The following is a 19,582-nucleotide window of genomic DNA, read 5'->3' on the forward strand; positions in this document are numbered from 1 at the left end:
AGGGGGCGCGGGCGTCGGGGCAGTTCCGGGGCGCTAGTTCCTTGCGGCCTTCTTGACCAGGATCACCACGGCGGCGGCGATACCGACCACCACCAGCGCCTTGACGGCGAAGGCCAGCAGCGCGCCGACCACACCGAAGACGAACATCAGCAGGTTCCACGCCAGGATCAGCACCAGCACCGGGACAACGATGTTCCGCACCCACGAGGGCAGCGACTTCCAGAGCTCAGCCATGTCCGTTCCTTCTCTCCCCTTGGGGTCGGCTGCCGTCCGGTGCCGCATCCCGCTCGCTTTCGTACTTCGATCGTACGGCGGCCCGGGGGGCGGAACGAGGGCCAACGGCCCCGAGAGAACCCGGAGATCACCCCGACCCCGGACCCCGGGTGAACCCGGCCCCGACCTCGGGGAACGACCCCGGCCGCCACCCCGGTCGCGCCCCCGTCCCGGGCCTCAGACCGGCCAGGACTCCCGGCGCCAGGCGGCGTCCCAGAACATCCACTCGTACCGGGAGGTGGTGACGAAGTGCTCGACCACCCGGCGCCGCTCGGTGGGGGAGATCTCCTCGCCGAGCCGGTCGGTCAGCGCCAGCACCCGCCGCACCACCGACTGGAACGCCTCGTCGCCGTAGGTGGCGATCCACTTCGCGTAGAGCGGGTCGGGGGAGCCCTCGGCGAGCAGCCGCTCGCCGACCCGGGCGTAGATCCAGTAGCAGGGCAGCACGGCGCCGACGGCCTCCGCGAAGGAGCCACCGTAGACCGTGGCGAGCAGGTAGCTGGTGTACGCGCGGGTGGTCGGCAGCACCGGTTCGGCGGCGGCCTGCTCGGCGGTGTCGCCGAAGGCGTCCAGGAACTCGGCGTGCATCCCCTGCTCGGCGGCCAGCGCGCCGATCGCGTCGTCGGCGAAGGCCCGCACCTCCTCCTCGCCCGGGGCCCTGGCCGCGCAGACGGCCAACGCGCGGGCGTAGTCGCGCAGGTAGTGCGAGTCCTGCACGACGAAGTGGCGGAACGCCTCCCGCGGCAGGGTGCCGTCGGTGAGGCCGGCGAGGAAGGGGTGGTCGAGGATCTCGGCGTAGACCGGCTCGATCGCCGCCCAGAGTTCTTCGGTCAGGCTCAGGCTCATGCCCCGACCCTAACCGGCCGTCCGCCGCGCCCCCGGTTCAGTCCTCGGGCGGGGAGAACACCACCAGCACCCGCAGTTCCTCGGTGATGTGGTGGAAGCGGTGCGGGGTGCCGGCGGGCACGTAGACGACGGTGCCCCGGCCGACGGTGGCGGTCTCGTTCCCGACCGTCAGCTCGGCCCGGCCGCTGATCACCTGGTAGATCTCGTCCTGGGCGTGCGCGGTCTGGGTGTCGGTGTCGCCGGGGGCGAGCGCGTAGAGGCCGGCCGACATCCGAGGCTCCCGCAGGAAGCGCAGGTACGCGCCGTCGTTGGCGGCGCGCTCGGCGTCCAGGTGGTCCAGTCGGAACAGTTTCATCGGGGAGCACCCCTTCTCGTACGGACCTCGAACCACCGGCATTCAACACCACCGCACCGCCCGGGGCGGCGTCACCCCTTGACCGACCTGGGACGCTGGCCCCATGAAGGGTTTCGTCATCAAGACACTGATCAACGCGGCGGCCATCTGGGTCGCCGCCTGGATCGTCCCCGCGATCACGCTCACCGGGGACGACTGGAAGCACAAGACGCTCACGGTGGTCGCCGTGGCGCTGGTCTTCGGCGTGGTCAACTGGCTGATCAAGCCGGTGGTGAAGTTGTTCTCCCTCCCCCTGTTCATCCTCACTCTCGGCCTGTTCACCTTCGTGGTGAACGCGTTGATGCTGTGGCTCACCTCGTGGGCCTCGGACAAGCTCGACCTCGACTTCCACGTCGACGGCTTCTGGGCCGCGCTGTTCGGCGCGCTGATCGTCAGCCTGGTCTCCTGGGGCCTGAGCCTCGCCCTCGACGAGGACTGAGCGCGAACGCCGCCGCCCCGCCCCGAACGGTCACCGCCCCGCCCCGCCCCGGACGGACGCAACCGGGGCGGGGCGCGTTTCGGCCGGTCCGGGCTGCGGGAGACTCCCGCACAACGCTCCAGCCCCGGAGGTCGCCATGCGCACCCCGCCCCGCCCCGTCGTCAAGCGCACCGCCCGGGCGATCGTGCTGGAGACGGATCCCAACGACCCTCACGGACCGGCCTCGCTGGTCCTGATCAGGCGCACCCGCCCCGGCGCCCCGCACCCGTACTGGATCACGCCCGGCGGGGGTGTCGAGCGGAGCGACCGCACCGTGGTCGAGGCCCTTCACCGCGAGGTGGACGAGGAACTCGGCGGCAAGGTGGTCGACGTGGTCCCCGCCTTCGTGGACACCATCAGCCACACCCTCCCCCAGCCCCCGGCCGGGGGGACCCCCACCGAGGACGACGGCCTGCTCCACCCGCACGGGGTCAAGGTGCAGCACTTCTTCGTCTGCCGGCTCGCTTCGATGGACCTCGACCGTCGGCACGGCCCCGAGGTGGACGAACCGAACGGCGACTACGAGGTGGTGCGGGTCCCGTTCACCCGCGAGGGCGTGACCTCGGTCAATGTGGTGCCGCCGTCCCTGCGGGCCTACCTGGCCGCCAACATCGAGGGCGTCCGCGCCCTGCTCGCCCCCGACCTCGCCTGACGGCCCACGGCGCGACCGGGCGGCTCACGGCCCCGCTGGGCGACTCACCGCGCCGCAGGGCGGCTCACGGCGCGGCCAGGTCGCCGACCAGGTCGTGCCGGATCCGCTCGGCCGGCAGCCCGGCCCGCAGCAGTACCCCGCTCGTCCGCCGGACCATCGCGGGCGGGCCGGAGAGATAGGCCGTCCGTCCGGTCCACGGCCCGAACCGGGCCACCGCCTCCGGGAGTTCGCCCGCGAGCAGGCCCGCGGCGGCGGCCTCCGCCGTCCCGGCGCCGGGGCCGGACAGCACCGCGCGCACGGTCAGCCAGTGCTGCCGGTCCGCCAACTCCCGCAGCGCCGCCAGCTCGTAGAGCTCGGCGGGGGTCCGCGCCCCGTGGAACACCTCCACCGAGCGGCCCCCGGCGCCGCGCTCGGCGACCTCCTCGACGAGTGCCCGCAGCGGCGCGATCCCAGTGCCCCCGCCCACCAGCAGCAGGTCGCCGTCGTCCGCGTCGTCCAGGGTCATCCCGCCGACCGCCGGGCCGAGCCGCAGCACGTCCCCGGGCGCGGCCCGGTGCACCAGCGCGTTGCTCACCCAGCCCGCCTGCACCGCCTTGACGTGGAAGGTCAGCAGGCCGTCCGGCCGGGGCGCGGAGGCGAACGAGAAGTGCCGCCAGACCCGGGGCCACCAGGGCGTCTCCAGACTGGTGTACTGCCCGGCGCGGTACGGGTAGGCCTGGTCCGGGCGGACGGTGAGCACCGCGACGTCCGGGGTCCGGCGCTCGTGCGCCACCACTTCGCCCTGCCAGCAGGGCGGCGAGGTGCGGGCGGCCTCCTCGGCGGCCTCGATCATGATCGAGGAGACCAGCCGGTACACCCGGCGCCAGGCCAGCTCGGTCTCGGCGTTCCACCGGCTGCCCGCGTACTTGGCCAGCGCCGCCACCAGGCACTCGCCGACCGGACCGTAGTGGCCGGTCAGCGTGCCGTAGCGGCGGTGGCCCCGGCCCAGCGCGCCCAGGTGGGCGCGCAGCCCCTCCGGGTCGCCGGCGCTGCGGGCGGCCGTCAGCAGGGCGCGGAACAGCCGGTCGCGCTGGACGTCCATGGCGGCCGGGAAGAGCGCCCTGATCTCGGGGTGGGTGAGGAAGATCAGCGCGTAGAAGTGCGCGGTGGCCCGGTCCGCGACCGGCTCGACGACCGCCAGGCTGGTCCGGATCAGTTCGATGTCCCGCGCCGTGGGCGGCAGTTCGGCGGCGGCACGGGGATCCGGCACCGCGGCCGACGCCTCGGCCGCGGTCGGCACCGCGGCCGGTAACGGGGCCTCCGACGCGTCCACTGCCGACGGAGCGGCCGGTGGAACGGCCGGCGGAACGGCCGGTGACGCGTCCCCGCCGAGGGTGCGCAGCGCCCACGCGCGGGACCACTGGTCGCCGGGTCCGGCCCAGTTGAGCCCGGGCGCGCTGGTGAACAGCGGCTCGATCACGGGGCCGCCGTGCGCCGCCGCCGCTGCGGGCGGGGCCGGGACGGCGGGCGGTTGGACGGGCCGAGGGGGGACGACCAACGGCGTCGGGAGGGCGGGCGGCGCGGACGGCGGCGCCGGGACCACCGGCCGGACGGACTGCACCGGCACCACGGGCAGGACGGACTCCACCGGCAGGACCGGCCCGGTCACGATCGACCCGGGTGCCACGGGTCCGGGTGCCACCGGTCCGGGCCCGACCGGCCCGAACGCCGGCGGCAGGTCCGGCGGAACCGGCGGCACGTAAGGCTCCGCGGACGGCACGACGTCCACTACCGCGTCCAGCACGGCATCCGGCCCGACGCCCGGCACGGCCTCCGGCAGCCCGGGCACGGCCGAGGCCGCCGCCGAGCCGTGCCCGGTACGGACCAGGAGTGTCCTGCGGGACTTCACCGCAACGTTTCGAGTACCCAAGAGAATCGTTTCGCCTCCGGCCGGCCTACGCCACCACCTGGCTTGTCTCTGTTGACGCCCAGGAAGCGTGGCATGCCCGAAGTGCTCATCCGACAAATAGCGTGAAGCCCGGACACCCGCCCCCCGGACGCGCTACTCTCCCCGCCGCGCTCGCCCTGGGTGTCGGTTCCACCACCCAGGGCGAGCAACGCCGCCGACCGGAACGCGGGCTCAGAGCCGCCGCAACAGCACGCCCGGCTGCTCGACACAGTCCGCGACGAACCGCAGGAACCCGCCCGCGGTACCGCCGTCGCAGACCCGGTGGTCGAAGGTGAACGACAGCTGGGTCACCTCGCGCACCGCCAACTCGCCCTGGTGGACCCAGGGTTTGGCGACGATCCGGCCCACCCCGAGCATCGCCGCCTCCGGGTGGTTGAGGATCGGGGTGGAGCCGTCCACCCCGAACACCCCGTAGTTGTTCAGGGTGAACGTGCCGCCGGTCAGCTCGGCCGGAGCGATCGCCCCGGTTCGCGCCGCCTCGGTCAACCGGCCCAGCTCCTCGCCGAGTTGCTCGGTGGTGAGGCGCTGCGCGTCCCGCACCACCGGGACGACGAGGCCGCGCTCGCCCTGCGCCGCGAAGCCCAGGTGCACCGCCGAGTGCCGCAGAATCCCCGAACCGTCAGCGGTCACACTGGAGTTGAGATCGGGGAAGCGCTCCAGCCCGACCGTGCAGATCCGGGCGAGCAGCGCCAGCACGCTCACCTTCGGCCCCGGCACGGCGTTCAACTGCCGTCGCAGCGCCATCAGTTCGGTGGCGTCGGCGTCCACCCAGCAGGTCGCGGCGGGGATCTCCCGGTGGCTGCGGCCGAGCTTCTCGGCCACCGCCTTGCGCAGTCCGCGCAGCGGCACGACGGACCCGGCGCCGGAGGGCGCCGTCCCCACCGGACCCGCCGGCGTGACAGCAGGAGCAGCGGGCGCCACGGCGACCTTGGCCGCGACCGCGCGTTCGACGTCCGCCCGCATGATCAGGCCGTCCGGCCCGCTGCCGGCGACCGCCGCCAGCTCCACGCCCTGCTCCCGCGCCAGCCGTCGCACCAGCGGCGAGATCACGGCCGGCACACCGCCCGCGACCGCCGGCGCCACCGCGGCCACCGGAGCCGGAGCAGCCTCCGGCACCGGAGCAGCCACCGGAGCCGAAGCCCGAGCGACCGCGGCCGCCCCGCCGCCCCCGACCCGGCGCCGCCGTCCGCCCCGGTCCGGCTCGGCGACCCCGTACCCGACCAGCGGCCGTTCCACCTCCGCCGCCCGCTCCACCACCGGCACCGCCGCGAGCGGCCGCTCGCCCTCGCCCGGCGACACCGCGACCGTCACCAGCGGCGCGCCGACCAGCACCTCCTCGCCGACCGCGCCGAACAGCGCGGTCACCACCCCGCCGTAGGGACAGGGCACCTCGACCACCGCCTTGGCGGTCTCCACCTCCACCACCGGCTGGTCGATCGCGATCACCTCGCCGACCTCGACCAGCCAGCGCACGACCTCCGCCTCGGTGAGCCCCTCACCGAGGTCGGGCAGGGTGAACTCGCGCACGACGGGCATCATCCTCAGTCCTCCCACTGCAGCCGGGCGACCGCGTCCAGGATCCGGTCCACCCCGGGCAGGTGGTGGTGCTCCAGCATCGGCGGCGGGTACGGGATGTCGAATCCGGTGACCCGCAGCACGGGCGCCGCCAGGTGGTGGAAGCAGCGCTCGGTGACCCGGGCGGCGATCTCCGCGCCGGTGCCGCCGAAGCCGCCCGCCTCGTGCACCACCACGGCCCGGCCCAGCGAGCGCACCACCCGGCAGACCGTCTCGTCGTCGAACGGCACCAGGGTGCGCAGGTCCAGCACCGCGAGGTCCCAGCCCTCGGCCTTCGCCACCTCGGCCGCCTCCAGGCAGACCGGCAGCGAGGGGCCGTAGGTGATCAGCACCGCGGAGGTGCCGGTCCGGCGCAGCACGGCCCGCCCGATCGGCTCGACCGGGGCGGCCGGGTCGAACCCGTCCTTCCCCCAGTACATCCGCTTGGGCTCCAGGAAGACCACCGGGTCGTCCGAGGCGATCGAGGCCCGCAGCAGCCCGTACGCGTCGGCGACGGTGGCGGGCGTGACCACGTGCAGGCCGGGGGTGGAGGCGTAGTACGCCTCGGAGGCGTCGCTGTGGTGCTCGACGCCGCCGATGCCGCCGCCGTAGGGGATCCGGACGGTGATCGGCATCGGCAGCCGGCCGGCGGTGCGGTTGCGCATCTTGGCGACGTGCGAGAACAGCTGCTCCAGCGCCGGGTAGGCGAAGGCGTCGAACTGCATCTCGACCACCGGCCGCAGCCCGTACATGGCCATGCCGACGGCGGTGCCGAGGATGCCCGCCTCGGCCAGCGGGGTGTCCAGGCAGCGTTCGGGGCCGAACTCGGCGGTCAGTCCGTCGGTGATCCGGAAGACGCCGCCGAGCGCGCCGACGTCCTCGCCGAGCATGTGCACCGTCGGGTCCTCGCGCATGGCGTCGCGCAGCGCCGTGTTGAGCGCCTGCGCCATGCTGGCGGTGCGGGCGGGGGCGGCGGGGGAGACAGCGGTCGTCATCAGGGCTGCACCTCGGCCTCGGCGGCCAGTTCCTCGGCCAGCTGCGCCGCCTGCTCGCGCAGTTGCGGGGTCGGCTCGGCGTACACGTGGGCGAACAGGGACATCGGGTCGAGTTCGGGCTCGGCGTGGAACTCGGCGCGCATCCGGGCCGCGAGCGCCTCGGCCTCCTCGGCCGCCTCCCGGACCAGCTCGTCGTCCAGCACCCGGAGCTCGCGCAGCGCGCGCTCCATCAGCAGGATCGGGTCGTGCTCCCGCCAGGCCGCGACCTCGGCCTCGGTCCGGTAGCGGGTGGCGTCGTCGGCGTTGGTGTGCGCCTCGACCCGGTAGGTGAGGGCCTCGACCAGGGTCGGGCCGCCGCCGGTGCGGGCCCGCTCGACGGCCTCGGCCAGCACCCCGTGCACGGCGGGCGCGTCGTTGCCGTCGACCAGCCGGCCGGGCATCCCGTAGCCGACGGCCTTGTGGGCCAGGGTCGGGGCGGCGGACTGCGCGCTGAGCGGGACGGAGATCGCGTAGCCGTTGTTCTGGACCAGGAAGACCACCGGGGCCTGCAGCACGGCGGCGAAGTTCAGCGCCTCGTGGAAGTCGCCCTCGCTGGTGCCGCCGTCGCCGAGCATGGCCAGCGCGACCGCCGGCTCGCCGCTCAGCCGGGCGGCGTGCGCCAGTCCGACCGCGTGCGGGCCCTGGGTGCCCAGCGGGGTGCAGAGCGGTGCGGTCCTGGTGGCCCTGGGGTCGTAGCCGGTGTGGGCGTTGCCGCGGAGCAGGGTGAGGGCCTCCAGCGGGTCCACGCCGCGGGAGACGACGGCCAGGGTGTCGCGGTAGCTGGGGAAGAGCCAGTCGCGCTCCTCGAGCACCAGCGCGGCGGCGACCTGGCAGGCCTCCTGCCCGGTCGAGGCGGGGTAGACGGCGAGCCGGCCCTGCTTGGTGAGGGTGGTGGCCTGCTGGTTGTAGCGGCGGCCGACGACGAGGCGGCGGTACAGCTCGCGGAGCAGCACGGGATCGTGCTTCTCCAGCGCGGGCGTACCGAGGACGCGGACCGGAGCAGGGTCCGGGAGCAGCGGGGCCGGGTCGGTGCGGGGGGCGGTGGCCCCGGGCAGCCAACCGGGCACGGCCGTGTGGTGTCTGTGGTCGAGAACGGTCATCTCGGGGCACCTCCAGGGGTGGCGGGGGCTCCCTACCGATTGTTCGGTCGTCTGTTCATCTTGACCAGAAGCGTGCGAAGGTGGTGGACAATCGGCCCGGGTGGCGGTCGACTGGTGGCATTGCGTCCAATCGTCAGGGGTGGGGGGTCATGTCGGCTGAACAGATGTCCAGACTCGACCGGGTCGACCGGGCGATCCTGCGGCTGCTGCAGCAGGACGGCCGCGCCTCCATCCGCTCGGTGGCCGAGCGGGTGCACGTGTCCCGGGCGAACGCGTACGCCCGGATCTCCAGGATGGTCGAGGACGGCGTGATTCGCGGCTTCACCGCCAGGGTGGACCACGAACGCGCAGGTCAGGGGGCTTCCGCCTACATCACCCTGAAGATCGTGCAGAACTCCTGGCGGACGGTGCGGGAGCAGTTGCTGGCCCTGCCGGGGGTCGCGCACATCGCCCTGGTCGGCGGTGACTTCGACGTCCTGCTGCTGGTGCACACGGCCGACAACCACGCCCTGCGGGAGCTCGTGCTCAACCGCATCCAGTCGATCCCCCAGGTGCTCGGCACCCGCACCATGCTGGTCTTCGAGGAGACGGACCAGGTCCCGCCGGACTGACGGACGGGCTTGCCGCTCCCCGTCCCGTCCGGGCGCCCGGAGGCGCCCTACCGCGCCCGGAGGCCGTCGAAGGCCAGGTGCACCACCGCGTCGGCGACGCCGTCGGCGGCCTTGAGGCCCGGCCGGTACCACTCCACGATCGAGTTGATCATGCCGAAGAGCAGCCGGGTGGCCAGCCGCGGTTCGACGTCCGCCCGCAGCGCGCCGTCCGCGACGGCGGCCCGCAGCAGCTCGGCCACCTGGTGGTCGAAGTCCCTGCGGCGCTCCAGCGCCCACTGCTCGGTGGCCGTGTTGCCGCGCACCCGCAGCAGCAGGGTGACGTAGGGCAGCTCCGCGAGCAGCACCTCGGCGGTCCGGCGCACCACGTGCTCCAGCCGCTCCACCGCCGGCCCCTCGACCGCGCCCGGCTCGGCCAGGATCCCGAACAGTCCGTCCAGGGCCCGCCCGACGGCCAGCCGGAGCAGTTCCTCCTTGCCGCGCACATGGTGGTAGATCGAGGACTTGGAGATCCCGGCCGCGCGCGACAGGTCCTCCATCGAGGTGCCGTCGTACCCGCGCTCGTTGAACACGTCGACGGTCACCGCGAGCAGGGACTCCACGGTGTAGGCGGTGCGCGGGGTGTGATCGGCCATTCCCCGAGTATCCCCGCCCGTCCGGCCCGGCCCGCGCCCGGGTGCCCCGCCCGCCCCGGCCCCGACCGTGCCCGGGTGCCCGGTCCGGCCCGCCCCGACGGCGCCCGGGGGCCCTGGTCCACACCAAAGCCCGGAGGCAGACCCTAGACTCGGCGGACGATCCGTCCGAGGCCGAGCAGGTGGGGAAGTCGCATGAGCGCAATACCGGCAGTCGAATCCGATCTGCCCGAACAGCGTAGCGGCGTCACCACGACCGAGCCCGCCCTCGACTGGCGCGAGCGCGCCCGGGACCTCGTCCTGCGCTTCGGCCCGGCCGTGTGGTGCTACGCCGTCCTGAAGCTGGTCGGCTTCACCGTCTTCATGAAGCTGCTCTCCTTCTCCGGGGACTACCTCGAGAAGCACCCCCGCTTCGGCGGCGGCGCCAACCCCTGGGACGTGCTGGCCAGCTGGGACGGCTGGTGGTACCAGCAGGTCGCCCAGTTCGGCTACCACCCGGCGCTGGTGAGCGTCCCCAACGGCGTCCCGGGCTTCACGATCGAGCAGAACTCGGCCGCCTTCTTCCCGCTCTACCCGGGCCTGATGCGGCTGGTCTCCGAGGTGAGCCCGTTCGGCCTGTACGGGGCCGGGATGATCGTCTCGGTGGTCGCCTCGCTGTTCGCCGCGGCCGGCATCTACGCCGTGGTGGACCGGATGGCCGGCCCGCGCGCCGGCGTGATCGCGGCCGGCCTGTGGGCGATCGCCCCGGGTTCGGGCGCCGAGTGGGCGCTCTACTCGGACTCGCTGTTCGTCGCGCTGGCCGCCTGGTCCTGCTACTGCGTGATGACCAAGCAGTGGGTGGCGGCCGGGGTGCTCACCCTGGTCGCGGGCCTCAACCGGCCCACCTCGGCGGCGCTGATCGGCGCGGTCGGCCTGGCCGCCCTGGTGGAGCTGTACCGGCGGGAGAGCGGGGTGGCGCGCCCGCTGACCGCGATGCTGCTGGCCCCGGTCGGCCTGCTCGGCTACGTCGGCTGGGTGGGCTGGCGGACGGGCGAGTGGGGCGGCTACTTCACCCTGCAGCACGACGCCTGGCTGCACTACTTCGACTGGGGCCAGGGCACCTGGGCCGCGCTCCGCGGCGTACTGCTGGGCCGCAACGACTACCCGTTCGCCTGGCACACGGCCGACATGCTGGCGACGCTGATCGTGCTGAGCCTGCCGGTGCTGATCGTGCTGCTGGTCCGACTGCGCCCGCCGCTGGTGCTGACCGCGTACACCCTGGCCACCATCGTCTCGGTGCTCGGCAGCCTGGGCATCTTCGGCAACACCTCGCGCTACCTGCTGCCGGCCTTCCCGCTGCTGATCGCGCTCGCGGTGGCGATGCGGAAGCTGAGCTGGCCGGTGCTGGCGGTGGTGCTCGGCTCCGGGGCGGTCGCCTCCGGCTGGTACGGCGGGTACGTGATCTTCGAGCTGGGCATCCCGTAACCCCTCCGGCAACCCGGCCCGGGGGCGCGTCCGTTTCGGACGCGCCCCCGGCGTTTTCGCCCGCCCCCGGTGCGCTCCCGCACTCCGACCCCGTTCGCCCTCTTGAGCCGACCGATCGTTCGGTTACTCTGTGACGTGTCCCGTCCTCCCCTCTGAGGAGCGCACACCATGTCCGCAGCGGTCACCCACCCCCTCGTCGCCGAACTCGTCGAACGCCACCGGGCCACCCTGGCGGCCGCGGTCGACGCCGCCGCCAAGCGCGACTACTGGTCGCCCTACCCCGAGTTCCCGAAGGCCTACGGCGAGAGCGCCGCCGCGGACGGCCGGGCCGCCTTCGAGTCCCTGCTGAACCAGCCGTTCGAGCTGCCCGGCCACCCCGCCGACGGCGACCTGGTGGGCGGCGAGGTCTCCCCGTACGGCCTCGAACTGGGCATCGGCTACCCGCACGCCGGGCCGGACGCCCTGATCGCCGCGCTGTCCGCCGCCCGCCCGGCCTGGGCCGCCGCCGGACCGCTCACCCGCGCCGCGGTCTGCCTGGAGATCCTGGCCCGGATCAACGCCCGCTCGCACGAGTTCGCCAACGCGGTCATGCACACCACCGGCCAGGCCTACGCGATGGCCTTCCAGGCCGGCGGCCCGCACGCCCAGGACCGGGGCCTGGAGGCCGTCGCCTACGCGTACGCCGAGCAGACCCGGCTGCCGGAGAGCGCCGGCTGGACCAAGCCGCAGGGCAAGCGGGACCCGCTGGTGATGACCAAGGAGTTCACCGTCGTCCCGCGCGGCCTGGCACTGCTGATCGGCTGCAACACCTTCCCGACCTGGAACGGCTTCCCCGGCCTGTTCGCCTCGCTGGCCACCGGCAACCCGGTGCTGGTCAAGCCGCACCCGCGGGCCGTGCTCCCGCTGGCGCTCACCGTCCGGATCGCCCGCGAGGTCCTGGCCGAGGCCGGCTTCGCCGCCGACCTGGTCTGCCTGGCCGCCGAGCACGAGGGCGGCACGGTGGCCCGGACCCTGGCCGTCCGCCCCGAGATCAGGCTGATCGACTACACCGGCTCCACCGCCTTCGGCGACTGGCTGGAGGAGCACGCCAAGCAGGCCGAGGTCTACACCGAGAAGGCCGGCGTCAACACCGTCGTCGTCGACTCCACCGACGACTACAAGGGCATGCTGAACAACCTGGCCTTCTCGCTCTCGCTGTACAGCGGCCAGATGTGCACCACCCCGCAGAACCTGCTGGTCCCGCGCACCGGCATCGACACCGACCAGGGCGCCAAGTCCTACGACGAGGTGGTCCGCGACCTCGCCGCCGCCATCGAGGGCCTGCTCTCCGACGACGCCCGCGCCGCGGCCGTCCTCGGCGCCGTGGTCAACCCCGGCGTGCTGCAGCGCTCGGCCGCCGCGGCCGGCGGCGAGTACGGCGAACTCGCCCTCGCCCCGCGGGCCGTGGAGCACCCGGAGTTCCCGGGCGCGACCGTCCGCACCCCGGCGCTGGTCACGCTGGACGCCGACAAGCCGGACGACCGCGCGGTCCTCCGCGCCGAGTGCTTCGGCCCGGTCTCCTTCGCCGTCGCGGTCGAGAACACCGCCGCCGCCGTCGAGCTGCTGCGCGACACCGTCCGCACCCAGGGCGCGATGACCGCCGCCGCCTACACCACCTCCGCCGAGGTCGAGGCCGCCCTGGTCGAGGCCGCCCTCGACGCCGGCGTCTCGCTCTCCCTCAACCTCACCGGCGGGGTGTACGCCAACCAGACCGCCGCCTTCTCCGACCTGCACGGCACCGGCGCCAACCCGGCCGCCAACTCCGCCTACTGCGACGGCGCCTTCGTCGCCAACCGGTTCCGCACCGTGGAGATCCGGCGCCACAGCTGAGCCGCCACGACCGAGCCCGGTGCCGCCCTCCGGCGGCCCGTGCCTCCGGTCCCCGGCCACGCGCCGGGGACCGGAGATTCACAACGTCACTCCCGGGAAGCGATGATGGGGGCCGGGGAAACGCCACACACGGCGTCCAGCCGCTGTTCGAGCACCGGGAGCTGACACATGACCGAGAAGCAAGCCGTCACCGACGTCATCGTGGTCGGCGCCGGGCCGACCGGCCTGCTGCTGGCCGGCGACCTCGCCGCCGCCGGCCTGGGCGTCACCGTGCTGGAGAAGCGCGCCACCGAGTCCAGCCTCACCCGGGCGTTCGCCGTGCACGCCCGCACCCTCGAACTCCTCGACGCCCGCGGCCTCGCCGACGAGCTCATCGCCACCGGCCGCCCGGTCGAGGCGCTGAAGGCCTTCAACCGGGTCCGGATCGACCTCGGCCACCTGCCGACCCGCTTCCCGTTCGTCCTGCTGACGCCGCAGTACCACACCGAACGGCTGCTCCACGAGCGGGCGGTGAAGGCCGGGGCGACCGTCCTGCGCGGCGCCGAGGTGACCGGCCTGCGGCAGGACCCCGAGGGCGTCACCGTCGAGACGGTGCGCGACGGCGCCACCACCACCCACCGGGCCCGCTACGCGGTCGGCGCCGACGGCGTCCGCTCCACCGTCCGCGACCTGCTCGGACTGCCCTTCCCCGGCGAGTCGGTGGTCGACTCGGTGCTGCTCGCCGACGTCCGCCTGGAGCGCGAGCCCGAGGACGGCATCGCCGCCGGCGCCGACGAGAACTGCTTCGCGCTGCTGGTGCCGTTCGGCGACGGCTGGTACCGCGTACTCGCCCGGGACCGCGCCGAGCAGGTCCCGGACGGCACCGCACCCGGGCCCGAGCTCCTCGCCGACATCGCCCGCCGCGCCCTCGGCGAGGACTACGGACTGCACGACGTCCGCTGGAGCTCCACCTTCCACAGCGACGAGCGGCAGGTCCCCGACTACCGCTCCGGCCGGGTGTTCCTGGCCGGCGACGCGGCCCACTGCCACTCCCCGGCCGGCGGCCTGGGCATGAACACCGGCCTCCAGGACGCCGCCAACCTCTCCTGGAAGCTCGTCGCCGTCCTGCGCGGCCGGGCCGACGACACCCTGCTCGACAGCTACCAGACCGAGCGGCACCCGGTCGGCCGGGCGGCCCTGCGCGCCTCCGGCGCGATGATCCGGGTCGCGCTCGCCCAGTCCGCCGCCACCCGGGCGCTGCGCGGGGCGCTGGTCCAGGTGGCCGGGCGGGTCGACGCCGTGGTGGACCGGGGCGCCCGCACCGTCTCCGGCCTCGGCATCGCCTACGCCGCCCCCAAGGACGCCCACCCGCTGGTCGGCAAGCGGGTCCCGGACCTGCGGCTGACCGCCCTGGAGCCGCCCCGCGAGGACGGCCCGGCCGCCCCGCAGCGGCTCTACGAGGCACTGCGGGCCGGGAGGTTCGTCCTGGTCAGCAATGACGAGGTGGCGGCCGCCGACCCGTGGCGGGAGCACCTGGTCACCGTCGCCCCGGCCGACCCGCACGGCAAGCTGCGCGACACCGTGCTGCTGATCCGCCCCGACGGCTACGCCGCCTGGGCCGCCGTCGACCCCGGGGCCGGCGAGCTGCGCGCCGCCCTCACCGAGTGGCTCGGCGAGGCCTGACCCGCCCGCGCGGCCCGGGGGAGCGGCGCCCTCCCGGGCCGCCCGCCGGGCGGCCCGGGGCTACGGCCCGGGGCTACGGACGCGCCTTCTCGTAGTGCCGGGCCGCCTTGGCCCGGTTCCCGCACACGGCCATCCGGCACCAGCGGCGCCGGCCGTTCTGCGAGGTGTCGAAGAAGTGCAGGATGCACGCGTCGTGCGCGCACTTCTTGATCCGCCCCGGGCCCTGCGCCAGCAGCCCCAGGAAGTCGTCCACCACCAGCCAGGCGGCCAGCCACCGCGGCTCGTCCACCTCGACCCGGTCCACCGGCCCGGCCGCCGAGGCCTCCCGCCGGACCCGCCCGTGCCGCAGCACCGCGTCCAGCCCGGCCAGCGCACCGGCGCCGGGCAGCCCGCCCGCATCCAGCTCCCGGACGGCCGTCCTGACCGCCTCCCGGGCCTCCCGCAGGGCGTCGAGCCCGGGCCCGTCCGCCGGGCAGCGGTCGGCCAGCCCGGCCGTGGAGAGCCAGATCGCGTGGCCGTCCGGCTCGGCGAGCAGATCGTTCACCGGCTCACCGGCCCACCGCGTGTTCAGCAGGTCGAGCGCGAGCGGCTCGCCGAGCAGCGGGCGCGGGTCCCGCGGGTCTGCTGTCCGCTCGGTCATCGACGCTCCCTCGCTCTCGGCCGTCTCTCGCTCCCGGCCGGTTCGCTCGCTCCGGGCCGGTCCCCGAGTCTACGTCGGGCCCCCGCCCCGGGGCCCCTGGCCGGAACCTGCCGCCACCGGTCCGGAACACACCACCCGGCCGGGAAAAGGCCCGTGTGTTTCCGCACTGTTTCAAGATCGCTAACCCTGTGGCAGACCGCCCGTGACCACTGTCATACGCACGACTGATGACGTAGCCTCTCGACCGTGCATAGGGTTCCCCACAGCTCGGCGAGGCCGTTGACGGCGCGTTCCGGCGCCGTTCCGGGTCTGCCGCACCCGCTCGGTGGGGAAGGTAACCACATGGCCTCACAGCATCCCCAGGACGCTCGACTCAGACTGGTCGGGCCGCGCCCTGACACGGCTGCGCCCGCACCCCGGCCGCCCGTGCCCCCGCTGTCGCCCGCGCCGACGCCGGGGCGTCCCAGCCCCACCGGCGGCTTCGCCGACACCCTCCACGTGGCGATCGAGGCCAGCGGCCTCAGCCTGGACCGGATCCGCGCCGCCCTGGCCCAACGCGGCGTCAGGGTCAGTGTCACGACGCTGAGTTACTGGCGGCGCGGCCGCAGCCAGCCCGAGCGGGCCAGCTCGCTGCGCGCCGTCCACCTGCTGGAGGAACTCCTCGGCCTGCCGCACTCCACGCTGTCCGCGCTGCTCGGCCCGCCGCGCCCGCGCGGCCGCTGGGCGGCCAGTGCCGGCGCCAGCCACCTGCGGCTGGAGGACGTCTGGCCGGGCGAGCAGCAGATCGCCGACGTCTTCGCCGAACTGGACGCGCCGCCGGCCGGCGAGCTGGAGCGGCTCTCGGTCCACGACTCGTACTTCGTCGACGCCGACCGGCGCGGCAACCTGCTGCGGATGCGCCAGGTGGTCCGGGCCACGGTGTCCGGGGTGACCCGCTGCCTGGTGGTGCACAAGGCCGACGAGGAGGCGACCGGCTGCCCGGAGATCACCGGCGTCCGGCACGGCCGGCTCGGCCGGGTGCGCCGCCGCCCGGACACCGGCCTGATCGTCGGCGAGGTGATGCTGGACCGTCCGCTGGGCCTCGGCGACAGCACGGTCTTCGAGTACGAGGTCGAGATCCCCTCCGGCGGCGCCGAGACGACGGAGTACAGCCGCCGCTTCGCCACACCGGTGCGCGAGTACGTGCTCCAGGTCCACTTCGACCCGGCGACCGTGCCGGTGCACTGCGAGCGCTACGACCGCGACCCGGGCGCGGACGTCGACCGCCGCCGCGAGCAGCTCTGGATCGGCGCCTCGGCGAGCGCCCAGATCCTCGCCCCCGACCAGCAGCCGGGCCACATCGGCGCCCGGTGGGAGTGGGAGTAGCCGCACCCCGGCCCGGCGCCGGCGCGCCCGCTCCTCCGCACCCCGCATCTCGGATTTGTCATGGCAGAGCCATGACCGGAATTTCTAACCATTGAAACCGACCGTACTGGTTGACCTCCTCGGAGACTAACCATTACTGTCGTCATCAACGGTTAGACAGCGGCGCCCCGCGGCGCCCTGACCACGGGAGTGATCAGGCATGTCCGGCACCATCAGCAGCACCCTGCAGACCGGCCACGTGGGCCTGAACGTCACCGACCTCGCCCGCTCCACCGCCTTCTACCGGCGCGTCCTGGGGCTGGAGCTGGTCGCGGAGGGCACCGCCCCGGAGCACCGCTACGCCTTCCTCGGCCGCGACGGCCGGCCGGTGCTCACCCTCTGGCAGCAGAGCGAGGGCGCCTTCGCGACCGCCGCCCCCGGCCTGCACCACCTCTCCTTCCAGGTCGACTCGCTCGACGAGGTCCGCGCCGCCGAGGCCCTGCTGCGCGAGCTGGGCGCCTCCTTCGCCTACGACGGCGTCGTCCCGCACCGCGAGGGCGCCGCCTCCGGCGGGATCTTCTTCACCGACCCCGACGGCATCCGGCTGGAGATCTACACCCCGGCGGGCGTCGACGAGACCGGCGCCGAGGCCCCCACCGCCTCCGCCCCGACCTGCGGCTTCTTCTAGAAACTCTTTGCAAAGTGCACTTTGCAAAGAGTTCTGCAAACACCTCCAGGACGTACCGCCCGGCCCGAGGGAGGCACCCGTCATGACCGCCACCGGCACCCCCTACCACCCCGGCGAACGGGCCGTGCAGGCCCGGGCCGGCCGCACCGACCGGGCGGACCACTCCGGCCGCGCCGTCGGCAGTACCGTCCCCGCCGTGGCCGCCCGCTTCCTGACCGAGCGGCGGGTGCTGGTGGTCGGGGCGGCCGACGCCGACGGCCGGCTCTGGGCCACCCAGCTCAGCGGACCGGCCGGCTTCCTGCGGGCCCCCGACGAGCGGACGGTGACGGTGGCCGCCCACCCGGCCGAGGCCGACCCGCTGGCCGCCGCCCTGGCCCGCCCCGCCGAGGTCGGCACCGTGGCCCTGGACCCGGCCGCCCGGCGCCGGATGCGGGTCAACGGCCGCTCCGCACCGGACGGCCGGGGCGGCCTGGTGATCGCCGCCGAGCAGGTCTACGCCAACTGCCCGAAGTACATCCAGCGCCGCCACCCGGTGGACCGCCCCGGGGCCGGCGCCCCGCGCCGGGTGGCGGCCGGCCCGCTGCTGAGCACCGCCCAGCAGCTGCTGGTGAGCACTGCTGACACCTTCTTCGTCGCCACCGCCGGCCCGGACGGCCGGACGGACGCCTCGCACCGCGGCGGCAACCCCGGCTTCCTGCGGGTCCTCGGCCCGGACCGGCTGCGCTGGCCCGACTACGCGGGCAACAACATGTTCATGACCCTGGGCAACCTGGAGTTCGACCCGCGGGCCGGACTGCTCGTCCCGGACTGGGAGACCGGCGGCGCGCTGCTGGTCACCGGCGAGGCCAGGACCGACTGGTCCGACCCGGCCGCCGCCGGCCTGCCGGGAGCCGAACGGGTGGTCGACCTGACCGTCACCGGCGTCGTGGAACTGGCCGACGCCACCCCGCTGAGCTGGACCGAACCCGAGTACTCACCCGCCAACCCGCCCGCCTCCGCACGCTCCGTCAGCTGACAGTGGGACAGTCCGACGGAACGCCAGCACAGCGTCCTCGCCGACTGCCTTCCCCACTCCCACCCCGGCCACGCGCCACGCCCGCGCCACGCCCGGGATACCGAACGACAGTCACCCGCGCGGCGCAACCCACCGCGCCGACCAGGTGTCCGCTTTGGGACTTTGGTCCGGATGACACACGGTGTCGCCCTGGGAAGGAATGTGCTGTCCCGCCGTCAGCGGCCCCGATGGACACCCTCCCCCACCAGGAGAAAGAGGCGGAGCATGACCAGAACCGGCCGACCGGCCCCGTTGCCGCGGTTCGACCTGCTGCGGTTCGACGAGGTCGAACCGGAGGACGACTGCATATGCGGGGGCTGCGCAACCCGCCGCCGCGCCCGGCTGCACGCCGCACCGGTGCACGAGGGCGGCCACGCCGCGGCCCGCAGCGTCCGCCGCCGGGCCGCCGTCCTGATGGCCGCCGTCGGCACCGCCCTGGGCGGCGGCGCGGTCGGGGCGGCCACCGCGGCACCCGCCCCCGCCCCGGCCCCGACCCCCGGCGGCCCGGCCGCCTCCCGCACCGACACCCCGCAGGGCGAGGTCGGCGGTCTCTACGGCGAGAGCCTCTACGGCGAGACCGCCACCGACGAACGGGCGGCCGCCGCGCAACCCGTCACCCGGGCCTCGATCATCGAACGGGCGCAGCGCTGGGTCGACCAGAAGGTCCCGTACAGCATGAGCCGCTACTGGTCGGACGGGTACCGCCAGGACTGCTCCGGCTTCGTCTCGATGGCCTGGGGGCTGGGCAGCAGCCAGACCACCTGGACCCTGCCGGACTTCGCCGAGCGGATCACCAAGGCCGAGCTCCAGCCCGGTGACGTCCTGATCCACAACGACCCGGCCAGTCCCCGGGGCGGCTCGCACGTCACCGTCTTCGGCGGCTGGACGGACGCCGCCCGCACCCGCTACCTGGCGTACGAGCAGACCTCCCCGGGCGCCACCAGGCGGGCGACCCCGTACGCCTACTGGTCCAACTCGGCCACCTACGTCCCGTACCGCTACAAGGCGCTCACCACCGGTGGGAGCAGCAGCGACGGCGCCGCGGCCACGGCGTTCCCGGGTGCCGACAAGTTCGGTCCGGGTGCCGACAACGCCTATGTCACCAGGCTGGGCGAGATGCTGGTGCGGCGCGGCGGCGGCCGGTTCTACACCGAGGGGCCGGGGCCGCGCTGGAGCGAGTCGGACCGGCGGGCCACCGAGGCGTTCCAGCTCGCGCAGGGCTGGCGCGGCGGTGAGGCGGACGGCCTCCCGGGCAAGGACACCTGGGACTACCTGGTCAACGGCAAGGGCCGGAACATCGACGGTGCCGCCCCGCTGCCCCCGCCCCCGCCCTCCTCACCAC

The 19,582-nt window shown here is 74.4% G+C and carries 19 protein-coding genes; 10 read left to right on the top strand and 9 right to left on the bottom strand.

The window, feature by feature from the left end; translation table 11 throughout:
* Window positions 1-33: 33 nt before the first annotated feature.
* The 3 genes from ADK60_RS01070 to ADK60_RS01080 form a co-directional block, all read right to left on the bottom strand.
* Window positions 34-234 carry a DUF5326 family protein gene (locus tag ADK60_RS01070; RefSeq protein WP_030305494.1) on the bottom strand — a complete coding sequence of 67 codons (201 nt, stop codon included), beginning with the start codon at window positions 232-234 and terminating at the stop codon, window positions 34-36.
* A gap of 216 nt (window positions 235-450) precedes the next feature.
* Complete coding sequence (gene tenA, locus ADK60_RS01075) at window positions 451-1,119, bottom strand: thiaminase II (protein ID WP_045938621.1); 669 nt, start codon at window positions 1,117-1,119, stop codon at window positions 451-453.
* A 37-nt stretch (window positions 1,120-1,156) separates the two neighbouring features.
* Window positions 1,157-1,474 carry a cupin domain-containing protein gene (locus ADK60_RS01080; protein WP_030392366.1) on the bottom strand — a complete coding sequence of 106 codons (318 nt, stop codon included), beginning with the start codon at window positions 1,472-1,474 and terminating at the stop codon, window positions 1,157-1,159.
* Window positions 1,475-1,577: 103 nt separating this feature from the next.
* Between ADK60_RS01080 and ADK60_RS01085 the strand changes: the two genes are divergently transcribed.
* The gene (locus ADK60_RS01085) at window positions 1,578-1,952 is read left to right on the top strand and encodes a phage holin family protein (protein ID WP_030392367.1); all 375 of its coding nucleotides are present in this window, start codon (window positions 1,578-1,580) and stop codon (window positions 1,950-1,952) included.
* Window positions 1,953-2,088: 136 nt separating this feature from the next.
* Window positions 2,089-2,643 carry an NUDIX domain-containing protein gene (locus tag ADK60_RS01090; protein WP_053642408.1) on the top strand — a complete coding sequence of 185 codons (555 nt, stop codon included), beginning with the start codon at window positions 2,089-2,091 and terminating at the stop codon, window positions 2,641-2,643.
* Window positions 2,644-2,707: 64 nt separating this feature from the next.
* On the opposite strand, the gene ADK60_RS41340 is transcribed toward ADK60_RS01090, so the two are convergent.
* The 4 genes from ADK60_RS41340 to pdhA form a co-directional block, all read right to left on the bottom strand.
* Entirely contained in the window at window positions 2,708-4,531 is a 1,824-nt protein-coding gene (locus ADK60_RS41340; RefSeq protein WP_079007949.1) for a globin domain-containing protein, read from the bottom strand.
* A 231-nt stretch (window positions 4,532-4,762) separates the two neighbouring features.
* Complete coding sequence (locus ADK60_RS01100; RefSeq protein ID WP_053642430.1) at window positions 4,763-6,127, bottom strand: dihydrolipoamide acetyltransferase family protein; 1,365 nt, start codon at window positions 6,125-6,127, stop codon at window positions 4,763-4,765.
* Window positions 6,128-6,132: 5 nt separating this feature from the next.
* A complete protein-coding gene (locus ADK60_RS01105) occupies window positions 6,133-7,143 on the bottom strand; it encodes an alpha-ketoacid dehydrogenase subunit beta (protein WP_478329329.1) in 1,011 nt (336 codons plus the stop codon).
* Window positions 7,140-8,279: a pyruvate dehydrogenase (acetyl-transferring) E1 component subunit alpha gene (pdhA, locus tag ADK60_RS01110; RefSeq protein WP_053642410.1), complete on the bottom strand. Its 1,140-nt coding sequence runs from the start codon at window positions 8,277-8,279 to the stop codon at window positions 7,140-7,142. Before pdhA ends, ADK60_RS01105 begins: the two co-directional genes overlap by 4 nt.
* A gap of 164 nt (window positions 8,280-8,443) precedes the next feature.
* Between pdhA and ADK60_RS01115 the strand changes: the two genes are divergently transcribed.
* Window positions 8,444-8,890 carry an Lrp/AsnC family transcriptional regulator gene (locus ADK60_RS01115; RefSeq protein ID WP_078879731.1) on the top strand — a complete coding sequence of 149 codons (447 nt, stop codon included), beginning with the start codon at window positions 8,444-8,446 and terminating at the stop codon, window positions 8,888-8,890.
* Window positions 8,891-8,937: 47 nt separating this feature from the next.
* On the opposite strand, the gene ADK60_RS01120 is transcribed toward ADK60_RS01115, so the two are convergent.
* Window positions 8,938-9,522, bottom strand: coding sequence for a TetR/AcrR family transcriptional regulator (locus tag ADK60_RS01120; RefSeq protein WP_045938625.1), 585 nt, complete (start codon window positions 9,520-9,522; stop codon window positions 8,938-8,940).
* A 192-nt stretch (window positions 9,523-9,714) separates the two neighbouring features.
* On the opposite strand from ADK60_RS01120, the gene ADK60_RS01125 reads away from it, so the two are divergent.
* The 3 genes from ADK60_RS01125 to ADK60_RS01135 all read left to right on the top strand — a co-directional run bounded on the left by ADK60_RS01125 (window position 9,715) and on the right by ADK60_RS01135 (window position 14,514).
* Window positions 9,715-10,983, top strand: coding sequence for a putative hexosyltransferase (locus tag ADK60_RS01125; RefSeq protein ID WP_078896269.1), 1,269 nt, complete (start codon window positions 9,715-9,717; stop codon window positions 10,981-10,983).
* Window positions 10,984-11,151: 168 nt separating this feature from the next.
* Window positions 11,152-12,852, top strand: coding sequence for a phenylacetic acid degradation protein PaaN (gene paaN / locus ADK60_RS01130; RefSeq protein ID WP_045938626.1), 1,701 nt, complete (start codon window positions 11,152-11,154; stop codon window positions 12,850-12,852).
* A 168-nt stretch (window positions 12,853-13,020) separates the two neighbouring features.
* A complete protein-coding gene (locus ADK60_RS01135; protein ID WP_053642412.1) occupies window positions 13,021-14,514 on the top strand; it encodes an FAD-dependent monooxygenase in 1,494 nt (497 codons plus the stop codon).
* 73 nt (window positions 14,515-14,587) lie between these two features.
* Here ADK60_RS01135 and ADK60_RS01140 read toward each other — a convergent pair whose 3' ends face one another.
* Window positions 14,588-15,154: a CGNR zinc finger domain-containing protein gene (locus ADK60_RS01140; RefSeq protein ID WP_045938628.1), complete on the bottom strand. Its 567-nt coding sequence runs from the start codon at window positions 15,152-15,154 to the stop codon at window positions 14,588-14,590.
* A gap of 426 nt (window positions 15,155-15,580) precedes the next feature.
* Here ADK60_RS01140 and ADK60_RS01145 point away from each other — a divergent pair, with 426 nt between their 5' ends.
* From ADK60_RS01145 to ADK60_RS01160, 4 genes are all read left to right on the top strand, one after another.
* A complete protein-coding gene (locus tag ADK60_RS01145) occupies window positions 15,581-16,519 on the top strand; it encodes a hypothetical protein (RefSeq protein ID WP_078896270.1) in 939 nt (312 codons plus the stop codon).
* Window positions 16,520-16,718: 199 nt separating this feature from the next.
* Window positions 16,719-17,186 carry a VOC family protein gene (locus tag ADK60_RS01150; protein ID WP_053642414.1) on the top strand — a complete coding sequence of 156 codons (468 nt, stop codon included), beginning with the start codon at window positions 16,719-16,721 and terminating at the stop codon, window positions 17,184-17,186.
* Between the two features lie 82 nt (window positions 17,187-17,268).
* On the top strand, window positions 17,269-18,201 hold the full coding sequence (locus ADK60_RS01155; protein WP_053642415.1) for a pyridoxamine 5'-phosphate oxidase family protein: 933 nt from the start codon (window positions 17,269-17,271) through the stop codon (window positions 18,199-18,201).
* Between the two features lie 264 nt (window positions 18,202-18,465).
* The coding region (locus ADK60_RS01160; RefSeq protein ID WP_053642416.1) for a peptidoglycan-binding protein at window positions 18,466-19,582 on the top strand (1,117 nt) is incomplete at its 3' end.

This window comes from Streptomyces sp. XY431, from assembly GCF_001279805.1.
In the GTDB taxonomy this organism is placed as follows: Bacteria; Actinomycetota; Actinomycetes; order Streptomycetales; family Streptomycetaceae; genus Kitasatospora; species Kitasatospora purpeofusca.